The organism is Microbacterium esteraromaticum, from assembly GCF_016907315.1.
In the GTDB taxonomy this organism is placed as follows: domain Bacteria; phylum Actinomycetota; class Actinomycetes; order Actinomycetales; family Microbacteriaceae; genus Microbacterium; species Microbacterium esteraromaticum.
In genome coordinates, this window is sequence record NZ_JAFBBS010000001.1 from 1,556,534 (window position 1) to 1,572,358 (window position 15,825).

General features: G+C 70.7%; 14 protein-coding genes. 8 read left to right on the forward strand and 6 right to left on the reverse strand.

Annotation, left to right across the window (positions count from 1 at the left end):
* Positions 1-14: 14 nt before the first annotated feature.
* On the forward strand, positions 15-2,393 hold the full coding sequence (locus JOE67_RS07605) for a glycoside hydrolase family 65 protein (RefSeq protein ID WP_204974881.1): 2,379 nt from the start codon (positions 15-17) through the stop codon (positions 2,391-2,393).
* A 9-nt stretch (positions 2,394-2,402) separates the two neighbouring features.
* Here JOE67_RS07605 and JOE67_RS07610 read toward each other — a convergent pair whose 3' ends face one another.
* Positions 2,403-3,614: an NAD(P)/FAD-dependent oxidoreductase gene (locus JOE67_RS07610; RefSeq protein ID WP_204974882.1), complete on the reverse strand. Its 1,212-nt coding sequence runs from the start codon at positions 3,612-3,614 to the stop codon at positions 2,403-2,405.
* 96 nt (positions 3,615-3,710) lie between these two features.
* Complete coding sequence (locus tag JOE67_RS07615) at positions 3,711-4,370, reverse strand: TetR family transcriptional regulator C-terminal domain-containing protein (protein ID WP_204974883.1); 660 nt, start codon at positions 4,368-4,370, stop codon at positions 3,711-3,713.
* 66 nt (positions 4,371-4,436) lie between these two features.
* Between JOE67_RS07615 and JOE67_RS07620 the strand changes: the two genes are divergently transcribed.
* Positions 4,437-5,333, forward strand: a complete 897-nt coding sequence (locus tag JOE67_RS07620) for an alpha/beta fold hydrolase (protein WP_204974884.1) — start codon at positions 4,437-4,439, stop codon at positions 5,331-5,333.
* A gap of 6 nt (positions 5,334-5,339) precedes the next feature.
* On the opposite strand, the gene JOE67_RS07625 is transcribed toward JOE67_RS07620, so the two are convergent.
* Both JOE67_RS07625 and JOE67_RS15645 read right to left on the reverse strand, forming a co-directional pair.
* Positions 5,340-5,852, reverse strand: a complete 513-nt coding sequence (locus JOE67_RS07625) for a MarR family winged helix-turn-helix transcriptional regulator (RefSeq protein WP_204974885.1) — start codon at positions 5,850-5,852, stop codon at positions 5,340-5,342.
* A 43-nt stretch (positions 5,853-5,895) separates the two neighbouring features.
* Positions 5,896-7,086, reverse strand: a complete 1,191-nt coding sequence (locus tag JOE67_RS15645; protein ID WP_204974886.1) for a hypothetical protein — start codon at positions 7,084-7,086, stop codon at positions 5,896-5,898.
* A gap of 110 nt (positions 7,087-7,196) precedes the next feature.
* On the opposite strand from JOE67_RS15645, the gene JOE67_RS07635 reads away from it, so the two are divergent.
* Positions 7,197-8,087, forward strand: a complete 891-nt coding sequence (locus JOE67_RS07635) for an AraC family transcriptional regulator (RefSeq protein ID WP_204974887.1) — start codon at positions 7,197-7,199, stop codon at positions 8,085-8,087.
* 361 nt (positions 8,088-8,448) lie between these two features.
* Here the strand turns inward: JOE67_RS07635 and JOE67_RS07640 are convergent, their stop codons facing one another.
* On the reverse strand, positions 8,449-9,648 hold the full coding sequence (locus JOE67_RS07640) for an MFS transporter (protein ID WP_204974888.1): 1,200 nt from the start codon (positions 9,646-9,648) through the stop codon (positions 8,449-8,451).
* 158 nt (positions 9,649-9,806) lie between these two features.
* Complete coding sequence (gene dcd / locus JOE67_RS07645; protein ID WP_204974889.1) at positions 9,807-10,412, reverse strand: dCTP deaminase; 606 nt, start codon at positions 10,410-10,412, stop codon at positions 9,807-9,809.
* 220 nt (positions 10,413-10,632) lie between these two features.
* Here dcd and JOE67_RS07650 point away from each other — a divergent pair, with 220 nt between their 5' ends.
* From JOE67_RS07650 to JOE67_RS07670, 5 genes are all read left to right on the forward strand, one after another.
* The gene (locus tag JOE67_RS07650; RefSeq protein WP_204974890.1) at positions 10,633-11,199 is read left to right on the forward strand and encodes a TasA family protein; all 567 of its coding nucleotides are present in this window, start codon (positions 10,633-10,635) and stop codon (positions 11,197-11,199) included.
* 67 nt (positions 11,200-11,266) lie between these two features.
* Positions 11,267-11,797: a signal peptidase I gene (locus tag JOE67_RS07655; protein WP_204974891.1), complete on the forward strand. Its 531-nt coding sequence runs from the start codon at positions 11,267-11,269 to the stop codon at positions 11,795-11,797.
* A gap of 145 nt (positions 11,798-11,942) precedes the next feature.
* Positions 11,943-13,808 carry an Ig-like domain-containing protein gene (locus JOE67_RS07660; protein ID WP_204974892.1) on the forward strand — a complete coding sequence of 622 codons (1,866 nt, stop codon included), beginning with the start codon at positions 11,943-11,945 and terminating at the stop codon, positions 13,806-13,808.
* Positions 13,809-13,858: 50 nt separating this feature from the next.
* Complete coding sequence (locus tag JOE67_RS07665) at positions 13,859-14,578, forward strand: response regulator transcription factor (RefSeq protein ID WP_338041533.1); 720 nt, start codon at positions 13,859-13,861, stop codon at positions 14,576-14,578.
* Complete coding sequence (locus JOE67_RS07670; RefSeq protein ID WP_204974894.1) at positions 14,571-15,794, forward strand: sensor histidine kinase; 1,224 nt, start codon at positions 14,571-14,573, stop codon at positions 15,792-15,794. Before JOE67_RS07665 ends, JOE67_RS07670 begins: the two co-directional genes overlap by 8 nt.
* Positions 15,795-15,825: the final 31 nt, after the last annotated feature.

Genomic DNA, 15,825 nt, shown 5'->3' on the forward strand with positions numbered 1-15,825 from the left:
ACGACGGGAGCGACATGGCACAGCACCGATTCGACGTGGCTGCGTGGGGCATCGGCTGGTCGTGCCTGCAGGACGCCGGCTGGGAGGAAGAGGGACAGTCGCACCGCGAGTCGGTCTTCGCTCTCTCGAACGGGCACATCGGCTGGCGCGGCACCCTCGATGAGGGCGACCCGAGCGCCGCGGCGGGCAGCTACCTCAACGGCGTCTTCGAAGAGCATCCGATGCCCTACGCCGAAGACGGCTACGGCTATCCAGAGCACGGGCAGACGGTCGTGCACGTGCCCGACGGCAAGGTCATCAGGCTCATCGTCGACGACGAGCCCTTCGACATCCGCACCGGCACGCTCTCCGCCCACGAGCAGCGTCTCGACTTCCGCACCGGCATCCTGCACCGCACGGCCACCTGGACCTCCCCCGCCGGGCGCACCGTGACGGTCGACTCGCAGAGGCTCGTGTCGTTCACCCGCCGCTCGATCGCCGCCGTGCGCTACGAAGTCACCGCGGTCGGCGAAGACACCGAGGTGACGGTGCTCTCAGAGGTCGTCGCCGACGAGCCGCTTCCCGAGGTGCACTCCGAGCCGCGCGTGATGGATGCCCTGCGGCATCCCTTCGAGCCGGTCTCGCACCGGGCATCCGGAGGCCGCGCCACCCTCGTTCAGCGCACCAAGCGCAGCCGGATCACCGTCGCCGTCGCGACCGATCACCGCCTCAGCATGTCGACGGCGCGTCCCGCTGCCGAGCCGGTCACCGAGAGCACCCCCGACCTCGCGCGCACAACGGTGCGAACCAGGCTCGGCGCGGGCGAGAGCATCAGTCTCTTCAAGGTGGTCGGGCACGAGTGGGCGGCCGATGTCGATGACGTCGGACTGCAGGATCGGGCTGAGGCGGCGGCCGGCGGCGCGATCGACGCCGGGTGGCAGGCGCTCGCCGATGAGCAGCGCGAGTACCTCGACGAGTTCTGGGGCTGCGCCGACGTCGTCATCGAGGGCGACGAGCGCCTGCAGCAGAGCGCCCGTTTCGCCCTGTTCCAGGTGCTGCAGGCCGCAGCACGCGCCGAGGTGCGGTCGATTCCGGGCAAGGGTCTGACGGGCGTGGGTTACGAAGGCCACACCTTCTGGGACGCCGAGACCTTCGTGCTGCCCGTGCTGACGTACACGGTGCCGCATGCCGCGAGAGACGCTCTGACGTGGAGGCACACGACCCTCGGCCACGCCCGCGACCGGGCGAAGCAGCTGCACCTCGAGGGCGCGACCTTCCCATGGCGCACGATCGACGGGCGGGAATGCTCGGGCTACTGGCCCGCCGGCACCGTCGCGTTCCACATCAACGCCGACATCGCCGCCGCGATCGTGCGGTACGTGAAGGCGACCGGCGATGAGCGGTTCGAGCGCGAGAAGGGCACCGAGATCCTCATCGAGACCGCGCGGCTGTGGTGCTCGCTCGGCCGCTGGGACGACGACGGCGCCTTCCACATCGACGGCATCACGGGGCCAGATGAGTACTCCGCGCTCGTCGACGACAACGTGTTCACGAACCTCTCGGCGCAGCGCAACCTGCGCGCCGCGGCGGCTGCGGCGCGCAGGCATGGCGATCGGGCATGCGCCCTCGACGTGACGGCGGACGAGATCGCACTGTGGACGGCCATCGCCGACGCGATCGCGATCCCCTACGACGAGAAGCGGGGCATCCCGCAGCAGTCCGCCGGCTTCACAGAGAAGGAGCGCTGGGATTTCGACGGCACTCGCGACGACCAGTACCCGCTGCACAGCCACTTCCCGTACTTCGACCTGTACCGCAAGCAGGTGCTGAAGCAGGCCGACCTCGTGCTCGCCCTGCAGTCGATGCCAGAGGCCTTCACGCCCGAGCAGACCGCGCGCGCCTTCGCCTACTACGAGCAGCTCACCGTGCGCGACTCGTCTCTCTCGGCATCGGTGCAGGCAGCCGTCGCCACCCGGGTCGGGCACCTCGACCTCGCGATGGACTACCTCGTCGAGGCCGGCACCGTCGACCTCGACGATCTGCAGGACGACGTCGACGAGGGCCTGCACGTCGCCGCACTGGCCGGCGTCTGGAACGCGCTGGTCGGCGGGTTCGGCGGCATGCGCGATGACGGCGAGACCCTGCGTTTCGCACCGCGGGTCGCGCCGCCGATGACGGCCTTCTCGTTCGGGATGCGGGTGCGCGGCCACACGCTCCGCGTCGACGTCGAACAGGATGCCGTGACCTACCGGCTCACGGACGGGCCGGCGCTCGGCATCCGGCACTTCGACGAGGATGTCACGCTGACAGCGGGCGAAGCCGCACGCCTCAGCACCCCGCCACTGCCCGACCCGGGACCGCGCCCGACGCAGCCGCGCGGACGGGCGCCGCGGCGAGCGCACGACGCGACCTGAGGTCGCGCGTCAGGCTCGCCCCTGCAGGATCAGGCGCCAGTACACCTGCGGGAAGATCCGCCGGTCGATGATCCAGTTCATACGGCTCTCGCGATACGAGCTGCGCCACAGGGTGGGCTGCAGCCGGCGCTGGTCGTCGAACTCGGCGAAGACGGCCGTCGAGCGCGAGACGGTGAAGGGGCAGACGCCGTACCCGTCATAGCTCGAGGTCGGCTCGCGTCCGTCGAGGACGGCGCTGACATTCTCGGCGAGCACCTTCGTCTGCTTCCTCAGCGCCCCGCCCGACTTGGAGTTCGTCGTTCCCGCGGCGTCGCCCAGCCCCCAGATCTCAGGATGCACGGTCGAGCGCAGCGTATGCGGATCGACGGCGACGAAGCCGTCGTCGTCGGCGAGGCCGCTGGCGCGGATCCACTCGGGCGCCTTCTGCGGCGGCTCGGCGAGCAGCAGGTCGTACCGCAGCTGCTGCCTCTCGCCGCCGTCGGCCCCGAAGACGACGGTACGGTTCTCGGCGTCGACCTCGTGCAGCAGCGTTCCCGTGCGCACGTCGATGTCGTACTCATCGATGCTGCGCTGCAGCTCGGCATCGATCTCGGGGATGCCGAAGATGGTCGGCGACGGCACGAGCAGCACCACATGGATGTCGTGCAGCACGTTCATCGCCCGCCAGTAGGCGCAGGCCTGGTACATGGGCTTCTGCGCGGCACCCGCGCACGACGCGGGCCCGGGCGCCTGCACGAAGACGACCGTGCCCGAGCGCACCGATCTCAGCAGCTGCGACGCCTTGCGCGCCAGCCCGAACTCGTAGTTCGACGCGCCGTGCGGCGAGTTCATCGCCTGGTCGAGGCCGGGCACGGCATCCCAGTCGTTGCGGATGCCTGGGCTCAAAATCAGCTGCTCGTACCGGACGGTGCCGCCGGACGCCACGTGCACCCGCCGGTTCGCCGGATCGACCGCGGTCACGGCATCCGGAATCCACGTCACCCCGCGCGGGATCACATCGGCCTGCGCCCGCACGGCCTCATGCGCCCGGGCGGTGCCGCCGGCGACGTGAGAGAAGAGCGGCTTGTAGTAGTGCGTCTGCGACGGCTCGATCACGGCGATATCGGTCGCGCCAGAGCGACGCAGCCGCCCGGCGACCGACAGTCCGCCATTGCCTCCGCCGACGACGAGCACGCGATGTGCGCGCTCGGTGCTGTCGTGATGCTGGTCGTGTGCACTCATGCAAGCCGACCGTAGGCGGGGCGAGGGGCCACGGCGACGGGCTTGACAGCGCGGGGCGGAGACTGCGGTCTTCCTGCGGAGCGCGTGCGCCTCACGTCAGGGGGTCAGCATCTCCAGCTCGCTCTCGTCCGCTCCGGCGCGGACGAGCAGGTCGCGCATCCCCAGCTGGGCGAGGAGGTAGGGCCCGTCGCTGCCCCAGAGCAGTGACCGCGCATTGGCCTGCTCGTAGAGAGCGGGCAGCGAGAACGCCAGCAGCTCTATGCCGTCTTCATCCAACTCGAGCTCTCCGGCGTCGACCGCCGCGCGCACCTGCGCCTGCACATATCCATACCAGTCGTGCATCGCGGCGCGCACCGCTTCGCGGACGGGCCCCGGCTTCGAGTCGTAGTCCGCGCTCACGGCGGCGAAGAAGCATCCGCCCGCGAACACGCGGTTGCGGGAGTAGTCGATCAGGTGGCGCATCAGTGCGACGAGGCGCGGCAGACCCCGTTCATGACGACGTGCCGGGTCGACCACGGTCTCCATGAAGATCGCCCGCCCTGCCGCGACGGTCGCCAGCTGCAGTCCTTCCTTGTTCTGGAAGAGCCCTGCGATGCTGCTCTTGCTGTGGCCCGATTCGGCTGCCAGCCGCCCTATGCTCAGGCCGTCCAGCCCCTCGACCGAGACCAGATCGGTGGCGCGCCGCAGCACCGATCGGCGCGACGCGTCGCCGCGCACTCGGCGACCGTCGGCGACTGCAGAGTCATGATCCGTCACGCCTCTAGTCTACGAACGATCGTTCGGATACTCTATGAACGATCGTTCGTATTGATAGGAGACGTCGTGTCCGCAACCGTGAGCATCGCCACGTCCGGCATCCGCCTGCTCGGCGCCACCTCGCCCGCCCTGGCCGCGCGGATCGCTCTCGCAGCCTTCTTCTCGACCGCCCCGCGCATGTCGGTACGGGAAGACGACCAGCACACCCACGCCCAGGCCGAGCGCCGCGAGATCGAGGCGCGGGGCCGACGCGTGACCGCATACGAATGGGGCCGCGGCCCGCGCGCCGTGCTCCTCATGCACGGATGGAATGCCCGTGCCGCGCAGTTCGCCACACTCGTCCGCGAGCTCGTCAGCGAGGGGTACCGGGTCGTGAGCTTCGACGCGCCCGCCAACGGGGACTCCCGCGGCCGACGCACCGACGTGCGCGACTGGGTCGCCGCCGCCCAGCACCTGTCCGACAGCGAGGGGCCGTTCGACCTGATCGTCGGGCACTCCTTCGGAGGATTCGCCGCGCTCGCCGCGGTGCGCGCCGGCGTCAGGACGCCTCAAGTGGCGACCGTCTCGGCCGCAGGCGCGGTGCAGGCCTTCCACGATCAGTTCGCCACGACCCTGCGGCTCACTCCGCCCATCAGGACGGAGTTCGAGAAGCAGTTCTACCGCCGCCTGGGCCTCACGCGCGCCGCCGCGGACGCCCGCTACGACTCATTGCAGAACCCCCTCCCGGCGCACGTCGCGCTGCTGATCGTGCACGACGTCGATGACCGCAGACTCGATGTCCGCCATGCGCATGCACTGCATGCGGCCCACCGTGGGCACTGCGAGCTCGTGCTCACCGAGGGCTGCGGCCACAACCGCACGCTCCGCGCCGACGCTGCGCTGGACGCCATCCTCGCCTTCGCCGCCGCCCCGAGCATCCCGGTGGTGCCGGCCGAAGCGGAGCCGTCGCGCCGACCGCGCTGACCCTCGTCAGCCCGGCCAGCCGTCGGCGAGCTTCGTGAGCAGACGGGCGAGCTCGTCGCGCTCATGCTCGGTCAGGGTCTGCAGCGCGACACCCAGTCGCTCGCGACGTTCGCCGCGCACGCCGCGGATCATCCGCGACCCCTCGTCGGTGAGCGCGATGCGGGTGCGGCGCGCGTCGTTCGGGTCGGCCTCGCGCCTGACCCACTCGCGATCGACACCCTGCTGCACGAGCCGGGATGCGCGGGGCTGGTCGACGCCGATGGCGTCGGCGATCTCGCTGACGCCGAGCGGATCGGATGCGGTCGACAGCGCCTCCAGCATGCGGATCACCGCGGGGGCCCCAGCTCGATCGCCGCCCCACGCGCGGGGGCCCGCACCGCGACCGCCGTGGCCTGCGTGCGGATGAGGGTGCGCGTGGCGGTGGGAGTGGTGCTCATGCGGGCCGGGTCCGCGACCGCCACGCAGGCGCGCGAGCGCCGAGGCGATGGCTTCTGCCGGATCGGGATGCTGCTCGGTCATGCTCCGACTTTACATGCAACTTGACATGCTTCTGGGTTGCATGTCACACTGCATGTACATGCAATATGACATACAAAGGATCACCATGAAGAACCCTGACACTCGCCCTTTCGGGTACTGGATCACCGCGGTCGACCGCCTCATGCGCGCCGAATTCGCCACCGTGTTCCACGACGAAGGCATCACCCGCCGCGACTGGCGAATGCTGAACCGCATCGACGGCACGCACGGCGACCGCCCCCACCATGGCCGTCACGGTGACGCGCTGCGACGCCTGAGTGACCTCGGGTGGATCGAGCACACCGCCGACGGCTGGGCTCTCACCGACTCCGGCGCCCTCGCCAAGGGGCGACTGGGCACCTCCGTGGACGAGATCCGCACCAGGGTCGCCGACGTGCTCGCTCCCGACGAGTACGCCGCCATGACGGCGTCCCTCGAGAAGATCGCTCGCGGCTTCGGCTGGGAGGAGGGCAAGCCGCTCCCCCGTCGGCACAAGCGCCGCGGTCGGCGTGAGCGCGGTCGGAGTCATGATCGCGGTTTCGGGCACGGACATGACGGCTGCGGCAGATTCGGGCACCACGGGCACGGGCACGGTGGGCACCCCCACGCGCCGGAAGGCCATGAGCACCGCGAGGACGGTGGGCATAAGCGGGGCAGGCACCACGGGCACGAGCACGGTGGGCACGAGCACGGGCACGGGCACGGGCACGGGCACGGGCACGGGCACGGGCACGGGCCGGGGCACGGGCACGGGCACGGGCACGGGCACGGGCACGGGCACGGGCCGGGGCACGGCCTCGACGACGGGCACGGCGGCAGGCACGACGGGCGCGACGGCTTCGACAGCCGGCACGACTGCGGGCACGCGCCCGGGGCCGGCGGGTGCGACGGTCTCGACAGCGGCGGATACGGCCACCAAGACCACTTCCGTCACGGTCGCGGACATGTCAGGCACCGGAACGGGCATGCGCACGCGCACGACGATCTCGGCGGCGGCGGACACAGCCGTCAACACCACTTCGGTCACGGTCGCGGCGACCATGGGCACGACTGCGGGCACGGGCACGGCGGGCGCGACGGCCTCGACAACCGGCACAGCGGTGGGCACAACCGTCGAGAGCACCGCGGTCACGGTCACCGGCACGGCCACGGGCAGAGCCCGCACGAGTACGGCCGAGTGGCCGGCTGCGGGCACGAGCGCCACAGCGGCAACGACCGCTTCACGGCTGGGCACCCCGTGCACAGCCCCGCACAGCGCTGACCACCACCAGTGAGCAGCCCGTCACCGAGCACCCCGCGTCCGAGCGCAGGAATAGTCCCGCGCTCGGGCGGGTTGCCAGAGGCATGACCCTTCTCGCGCCCGCGCCCGCGCCCGCCGCACCCGCGGCCCGCAGCGCGCGCAGCGATGCGCTCGAGAAGCTGCTCGGAGCGATCGCGATCAGCATCCGCTCCCAGCGCCGGCTCTTCCCCGCGGTCGACGACACGATTCCGCTCGGCACTGATGGACTGTCGCTCGTCTACGTGCTCGCCGGACGCGTCGCGGTGCCGGCCGCCGCCGGACTGCCCGACGACCTGTCTGCCGGCGACGTCCTGCTGCTCTCGGGCGCGCGGCCGCTGGCCCTGCACGTCCCCTCCGGCGCCGGGGTGCTCGTCTCGCACCTCTCTCTGACCGACGGCTCGGCGCACGTCGGCGAGCTGCTGCCCGATCTCGCGTGGATCCGAGGCTTTGCCGAGCTCGAGCCAGCCGCGGCCGCGCTGGCGCAGCACATGGGCACCGATGCACCGGTGGTCTGCGATCGCGACGGAGACCTGGTCATCTGCCGCATGATGGCGACGACCCTGCTGCAGTCGGTCATCCGGGCGTGGTCGAACGTGTGCGCGCCGCAGGGGTGGCCGTCGCTCACCGGCGATCCGTTCCTCGACCGTGTGGTCGACGCGGTGAACGCCGACCCCGGGCGCGATTGGACCGTCGAGCAGATGGCATCCGTCAGCGCCCTCTCCCGCTCGGTGTTCGCCGAGCGGTTCCGCGCGGCATTCGACCGGTCGCCGGGGCAGTACGTCGCCGAGGTGCGGATGCGCGCTGCGCGCGCCCTGCTCATCGACGGGCGGGGCGTCAGCGAGGTATCGCGCGAACTGGGCTATGCGTCCGACGAGGGCTTCAGCCGCGCGTTCCGCCGGCACACCGGGCTGACACCGTCGGCCTGGCGTGCGCGCGGCTCCTTGGCATCCGCCTGATCCGACCCGCGGCGCTCTCGCCTCCGAGCCCGCACCGAGAAGTCGAAAAGGCACCGCAACACGGCCCTTCCGGTGCTTTTCTGACCTCTCACCCCGGCGCCCGCGCGAGCGCGCGGCGCTCTCGCCTCCGAGCCCGCACCGAGAAGTCGAAAAGGCACCGCAACACGGCACTTCCCGTGCCTTTCTGACCTCTCGATCCGGAGCGCAGCGCGCAGCGCGGAGCGACACCGGGCCGGCACCCCGAGGCGGCGGCGAGAAGTCGAAAAGGCACCGCAATACGCCGATTCCGGTGCTTTTTCGAGTTGTCGGCCGGCGCGCGCGGGGCGGGCGCGCGTCGCGCGGCGCGGCGGCGCGGCGGGGATCAGCGGCTGCGGCGGTCCGACAGGCCGAAGAGCACGGCGCCCACGGCGAGCATCGCGGCACCCACCGTGTACGCGAGCTCGATGCCGATGGCATCCACGAGCATCCCGCCCACTCCCGCGGCGAGCATGATCGCGGCCTGGAAGCCGACGACCACCAGTCCTCCGCCCGCCTCGAGGCGATCGGGCATCCGGTGACCGACCCACGTGTTCACGATCAGCAGCCACGACGCGAAGAAGAAGCCCCAGACGAACGCGACGACGCCGACCGTCCACAGCGAACCGGCGCCGACGATGATCAGCATCACGGCGAGCGCGATCGCCACGGGCGTCGCCACGGCGAGCACGCGGTACGTGCGGTCGATGCCGGCTCCGATCACGAGGTTGCCGATGAATCCGCCGACCCCGAACACCGCGAGCAGCACGATCACGGTGCCCTCGTCGATGACGCCCCCGTCGACCTGCACCCGCTCGAGCGCGAGGCGGATGTACGTGTACGCCAGCGCATGACCGAAGATCACCAGCACATGCCCGACGATCCCCAGCCCGATCCCCGGCCGGCGCAGGGTCTCGGCCAGCACCGACAGCCGCGCGGCGTTCTCGGCCGGGATCGCTGGCAGCAGGGTCCGCAGCGCCAGCGCGAGCAGAGCCGTGGCTCCCGCGGCGATGCCGAACACCCCGCGCCAGTCGAGCAGCTGACTGAGCATCACACCCACCGGAACCCCGGCGACCGTGGCGAGCGAGGTGCCGGCCGCGGTGAACATCACCGCTCGGCCGAGCCGCTCGGGCCCCGCGATGCGCGCCGCGACCGTGATCGACATCGTCCAGAAGCCCGACAGGGCGGCGCCCAGCAGCACGCGTGCGACCAGCATCAGCGCGAGCGAGGGCGCGACGGCGACCACGAGGTTAGAGACCGCGGCGAGCACGGCCATCCAGACCAGCAGGGTCCGCCGGTCGAGTCGGGGCAGCATGAGCCCGATCGTCGGCGCGACGAGCAGTCCGGCGAGCGCGGTGACGGTCACGAGCTGCCCGGCCTGCCCCGGCGTGACCCCGAGTTCGGCGGCGATCTCGGTGAGCACGCCGTTGGGCAGGAACTCGGCGCTGACGAGCAGGAAGCTCATCGCCATCATCGTCAGCAGCGCCGCATACGGCATGCGCGCGACCCGGTCGTTCGCCGTGGGAACAGGTGCGGTGGTCGTCATGGTTCCAGCCTGATGGTGGGGCGGATGCTGCGCCCGACCGAGCGTCCGGCGCATCCGACCGTTCGTCCGGGAGGCGCAGCAGGGTCGATCGTGCACGGCAGTCGGGCCGGAACCGCGCACGGATCACCCCCGCGGGCGCGGCGCGGCGGGGCGGGGAGTCAGCCGCCGATGGCGCCGGCGTCGGTCGTGCCCACGTCGGTGCGGTGGAAGTTCTGGAACGAGCGGGATGCCGTCGGTCCGCGCTGCCCCTGGTAGCGGTTGCCGTACGGGCCCGAGCCGTACGCGTTCTCGGTCGGCGAGGTGAGACGGAAGAAGCAGAACTGCCCGATCTTCATGCCCGGCCAGAGCTTGATCGGCAGGGTCGCGACGTTGGCGAGCTCGAGCGTCACGTGTCCGCTGAAGCCCGGGTCGATGAACCCCGCGGTGGAGTGGGTGATGAGCCCGAGCCGGCCGAGCGACGACTTGCCCTCGAGACGAGCGGCGACATCGTCGGGCAGCGAGATCTGCTCGAAGGTCGCGCCGAGCGCGAACTCGCCGGGGTGCAGGATGAACGGCTCGTCGGGGTCGACCTCGATCAGGCGGGTCAGCTCGGGCTGATCCTCCGACGGATCGATGAACGGGTACTTGTGGTTGTCGAACAGCCGGAAGTACCGGTCGAGACGCACATCGACGCTCGACGGCTGCACCATCTGCTCGTCATACGGGGCGAGGCCGATGCGGCCGGTCGCGAGTTCTGCCTTGATGTCGCGGTCGCTGAGAAGCACGAGTTCAGCGTAACGTTGCCGCTCCCACAGCGCCGCGACGTGACGCGCGCCGAGATGCGCCGAGGGGCGAGCTGTAACGCGCGGCCTGCAGCTGTAACCGAACCGGGGCGGCCATGTTGCCCTGCTGTGGCAGAGCCGTAATCGCCGCCTCCGTAGCTTCGAATCACAAGCTTTCCCCACGAACAGCCGCCGGAGATCCGGCCCCGCAGAACGGAAGACCATGAACGAGACCACCACCACCGCAGCCGCCCCCGCCAAGTCGCGCAAGCGTCTCGCCATCGTGCCGCTCGCCGGCCTGCTCGTCGCAGCGGCGGTCGCGGTCGGCTCTGGCGCCGACTTCGTGTCGAACTCGGTCAACACCGCCAACGCGTTCAGCACCGGCACCCTTTCGCAGCAGAACTCGAAGGCCGACAAGGCGATCTTCGATCTCGCGAACCTCAAGCCCGGCGACACCCTCAACGGCTCGGTGACCATCACCAACTCCGGCAGCCTGCCCGCATCGTTCACCCTCACCGAGAACGCGGTGAACGGCTTCGTGAAGGCCGACAACCTCACCCTCGTCATCACCCGCGCCGGCACGGCGACCCCCGTGTGGTCGGGAACGTTCGGTGCGCTCACCAAGGCCGGCCCGCTCGACCTCGGCACGTTCGCCGCCGGCGAGAAGCGCGACTACACCTTCAGCACCACCCTCGCGCAGAGCGCCGACAACACCGAGCAGGGCAAGACGGCGAAGGCGACCTACACCTGGGATGCCAAGCAGGGCGTGGCCGAGACGGTCAACCAGTAAGACCTCAGACCGGTGAGCTGACAGCTCACCCACCAGCTGATCACCCGAGATCAGAAGAAGGACGAGCATGAGCACTGCGCGGACGACCCGAGTGATCGGCACCACCCTGATGACGATCACCGTCCTCATCGCCACGGCGATCGCAGCGCTCATGCTCGTCCCGTCCGTGCTCGGCTTCGACCGCTACGTCATCACCGGCGGATCGATGTCGGGCACGTTCGAGCGCGGCACCGTCGTCTACGAGCGGCAGGTGCCCGTCGCCGACCTGGAGGTCGGCGACATCATCACGTACATCCCGCCGGCAGACTCGGGCATCGACGAGCCCGTCACCCACCGCATCCTGTCGATCACCGACGACCCCGCCGTCCAGGGCGGGCGCATCCTGCGCACGCAGGGCGACGCCAACGCGAGCGCCGACCCGTGGACCTTCACCTTGGCGGCGACGGTTCAGCCGCGCGTCGAGGGATGGGTTCCGGGGATCGGCTGGATCTTCATCGTGCTGTCGATGCCGGGCATCCGGATGCTGGCCATCGGCCTTCCTGCCGCGATCATCGCCGCACTCTTCCTGCGCGACCTGGTCCGCAGCCTGCGCGGCTGATCGCAGCCCGCCCCGTCGCTCCCGCCTGCGCGACACGTTCGCAGCCCCTCCTGGGCGACACGTTCGCAGCCCTGCCTGCGATCGTGTCGCGGCTGAGGGACGGGTGTGGCACGCCTGTAACCCACCGCTCCGTAACGTCGAGTACATGACCGAAGGAAGGGCCGCGACCATGCCCGGCACCGCTCTGCGCAGCACCGCACTCGCGGTCCTGCTCTGCGCGCTGCTGGCCGTCGCCGGCCTGAACGGGCTGCGGTTCTCGACCGCGGCGTACACGTCGCAGTCGACCAACACCGCGAGCACGGTCGGCGCCGCCGCCGACTGGACTCCCCCGACCGTGAGCGTCGTCGCCCCCTCAGCCCCCCTGAAGGGCGCGGCGGCGCTCACTGTGAACGCCGCAGACGGCGAGACCGGCGTGAAGACCGTCGTCGTGCAGTCGCAGCCCGTCGGCGGCTCGACCTGGACGACGCTCTGCTCGCTCACCGCCTCGCCGTACACCTGCACCTGGCAGACCGCGACGGTCGCCGACGGCGCCTACGACGTGCGCGCCATCGCCACCGACAACTCCGGGTACTCGACGACGTCCGCCGTGGTGCGCGTGAGCGTCAGCAACGCGTTCGGCATCGTGCTCACCGACCCGGGTGATGTGCTGCGCGGCACCGTGCCGCTTCAGGCCAGCCTGCAGAACGCCGACATGCTCGCCGCCTACAACCTGACGTTCGAGTACTCGGTCGCAGGTTCAGGACGATGGACCACGATCAGCGTCGGCTGCCCCAACCTGCTGGGCGGCGCGACCTGCACGCGCGACTGGTCGACGACCGGCATCGCGAGCGGAACCTACGATCTGCGAGCCAAGGCGACGCCGCTTCTGGGCGCCACCGTGTATTCGACCGTCTACACCGACATCACGATCGACAACACCGCCCCGACGGTGTCGATGACGACTCCGACCTCGCCGCTCAGCGGCGCCGTGACGCTGAGCGCGACGGCCGCGGACGCCGACTCGGGCATCGCCTCGGTGACGATCCAGTACCAGGCGGTCGGCGGGGCATGGACGACCGCGTGCGTCGTGACCGAGTCGCCGTACTCCTGCCGCTTCAGCACTGTCGGACTCGCGAACGGCTCGTACATCTTCCGTGCCGTCGCCGCCGACCTCGCCGGCAACACCACGACGTCGGCCTCGACCGCGAGCCGCACCATCGACAACACGATGTCGTCGGTGTCGCTGGATGACCCGGCCGCCTACCTCTCAGGAACCACGACGCTGACCGCCCAGGCGAACTCCACCGCCGGAGTCTCGTCGGTGACGATCCAGTACGCCCCGGCCGGCACCACGAGCTGGGCGACCGTCTGCACGCGCACCGCCGCACCGTACTCGTGCTCGTGGAACACCACGACCGTCGCCGATGGCGCTTACGACCTGCGCGCCGTGCTCGTCGACGGCGCAGGCAAGACGACGACCTCGGCCATCGTGACGAACCGTCGCGTCGACAACGCCCCGGTTCGCGGTGCAGACGTCCAGACCGCCAACGGCGCGGGCACGGCCGGCCGCGTGGACGTGGGCGACTCGATCACCTTCACGTACAGCAAGCAGATGAGCCCGGCGAGCATCGCCGCAGGCTGGAACGGCGGCTCGACGGCCGTGACCCTGCGCCTGCGCGACGGCGGGCTGACCGGCGTCGGCACCGGCTCCGCAGCCGACAGCGTCGACGTGCTCATCGGCAGCAGCCCCGTGAACCTGGGATCGGTCAACCTGCGCGGCGACTACATCAAGACCGGCAAGACCTCGACCTACGCGGCGACGATGACCGCGACGACCGTGACCGTCAACGGTGCATCGGTGACCGTGGTCACCGTCACCGTCGGATCGCTCACCTCGGGCGGCGCTGTCCGCACCGCGACGACCAGCGGCGCCATGATCTGGACGCCGTCGACCAACGCCACCGATCTCACCGGTGCGCACAGCACGAACGCCCCGGTCACCGAGACCGGCGCACTCGACAGGGAGTTCTGATGTCACACACCGGTATATCGGGCGCGGACGAGGTTGATAGCCTCGACCACGTGGGGCGAAGAATCCTGGTGGTCGAAGACGACGACGGCATCGCGGTGCCGCTGCTGCGCACCCTCGACCGCGAGGGCTACGTGGTCGAGCGGGTCGCCGACGGGGGTTCTGCGCTCGAGCGCGCAGGTGACGACGTCGACCTCGTGGTGCTCGATCTCGGCCTCCCCGACATGGACGGTCTCGACGTGTGCCGGCGCCTGCGCGAGCAGGACTTCGCGGGAGGCATCGTCATCCTCACTGCGCGAGACGGCGAACTCGACCGCGTGGTCGGGCTCGACGTCGGCGCAGACGACTACATCCCCAAGCCGTTCGCGCTGGCCGAGCTGCTCGCGCGCCTGCGCGCGCTGCTTCGCCGCAGCGGAGCCCCCGTCCCGGTCTCGCCCGTCGAGACCGGGCATCCGGATGCCACCGCCGCGGCCCCCGCGCCGACGCTCGTCGTCGATGTCGCGGCGCGACGCGTGCTCGTCGGCACGCGCGAGATCGCGCTGAGCACCAAGGAGTTCGACCTGCTCGCCCAGCTCGACGCCACGCGCGGCGCGGTCGTCACCCGCGAGCGGCTGATGGACCAGGTGTGGGACGAGAACTGGTTCGGATCGACCAAGACACTCGACGTGACGGTCGCCCGACTGCGCCAGAAGCTCGAGGAGTCGGGGGCGGACGTGCGCATCACGACGCTGCGAGGCGTCGGCTTCAGGCTCGATGAGGGCGCCGATGCGTAGGCGTCTCATCGTCGCCTTCCTCACCCTGGCGCTGGGCATCATCGTGCTCTACGGCGTGCCGCGCATCATCATGGTCGCCGACCTCGTGCACGCCTCCGAGACCCAGTACGCCGGGCGGATGGCAGGAGTGGTCGCCGCCGTGATCGACGATCGCGGCGAGCCCGTCGACGAGGCGTTCCTCGCGTCGCTGCTCACCGATGGCGAGAGCGTCGAGTACCTCCCGGCGAGCGGCGAAGCCGTGCGGGCCGGCGGCACGCCCGCCGCAGGCGACATCACGCGCTCCGCCGATGTCGCCGGAGGAGGCACCGTCGCGTTCACCCGCTCAGGCGAGATCGTCGCCGACCGCGTCACCACCGCCGTCGCACCGGTCATCTTCATCGGCATCGGCCTGCTCGCCGTCTCGACGGTCGTGGCCGTGCTGCTCGCCCGCAACCTGTCGCGCCCGTTCCTGAAGATCCTCGAGACCGTGCGCGATATCGGCAGAGGAGATCTGCGACCCTCGTCGGAGCGGTTGCCGACGCCCGAGGCGCGCGCCATCGACGCCGCGCTGCGCGACAGCGCCGCGACGCTCGAGAACCGGATCCGCCGCGAGCACGAGTTCGCCGCCAACGCCTCGCACCAGCTGCGGACCCCGATCACCGCGCTCCGCCTCGAGCTCGAAGATCTGTCGCTGTGGCCGCAGACCGCACCGGTGGTGCGCGAGCAGCTGGACCATGCCGTGCGCGAGATCGACCGGCTCGCCGATGCCATCTCGCAGCTGCTCGAGTTCGCCAGGGGTGAGACCCCCGGCTCGGGCACCTTCGAGCCGCTCGGCGAGGCGATCCGGGCCGCCGCCGCACGATGGACCGCGCAGGCGGAGGCATCCGGGCGTCGCATCCGGGTCGGCTCAGCCGATGCTGCGCTCGGCGATGCGCCCGCGGCGACCTCGCAGATCCTCGATGTTCTGCTGCACAACGCACTGAAACACGGCAGCGGTGAGATCACGATCAGCGGTTCGCGACGCGCCGAATATGTGACCGTGCAGGTGGCCGACGAGGGCCAGCGCCCCGCTGGCAACCAGATCTTCCAGCGCGGTGCCACCCAGCGCAACGCCACCTCGGGAGAGGGCATCGGCCTCGCCCTCTCAGCCGAGCTGGCCGAGAGCCTGGGCGGTCACCTGCTGCTCGAGGGCACGGCGATGACCACGTTCTCGCTGATCCTGCCCGCCCGCGCCTGAGCATCGACCGACGGCCCTCAGACCAGCCCCG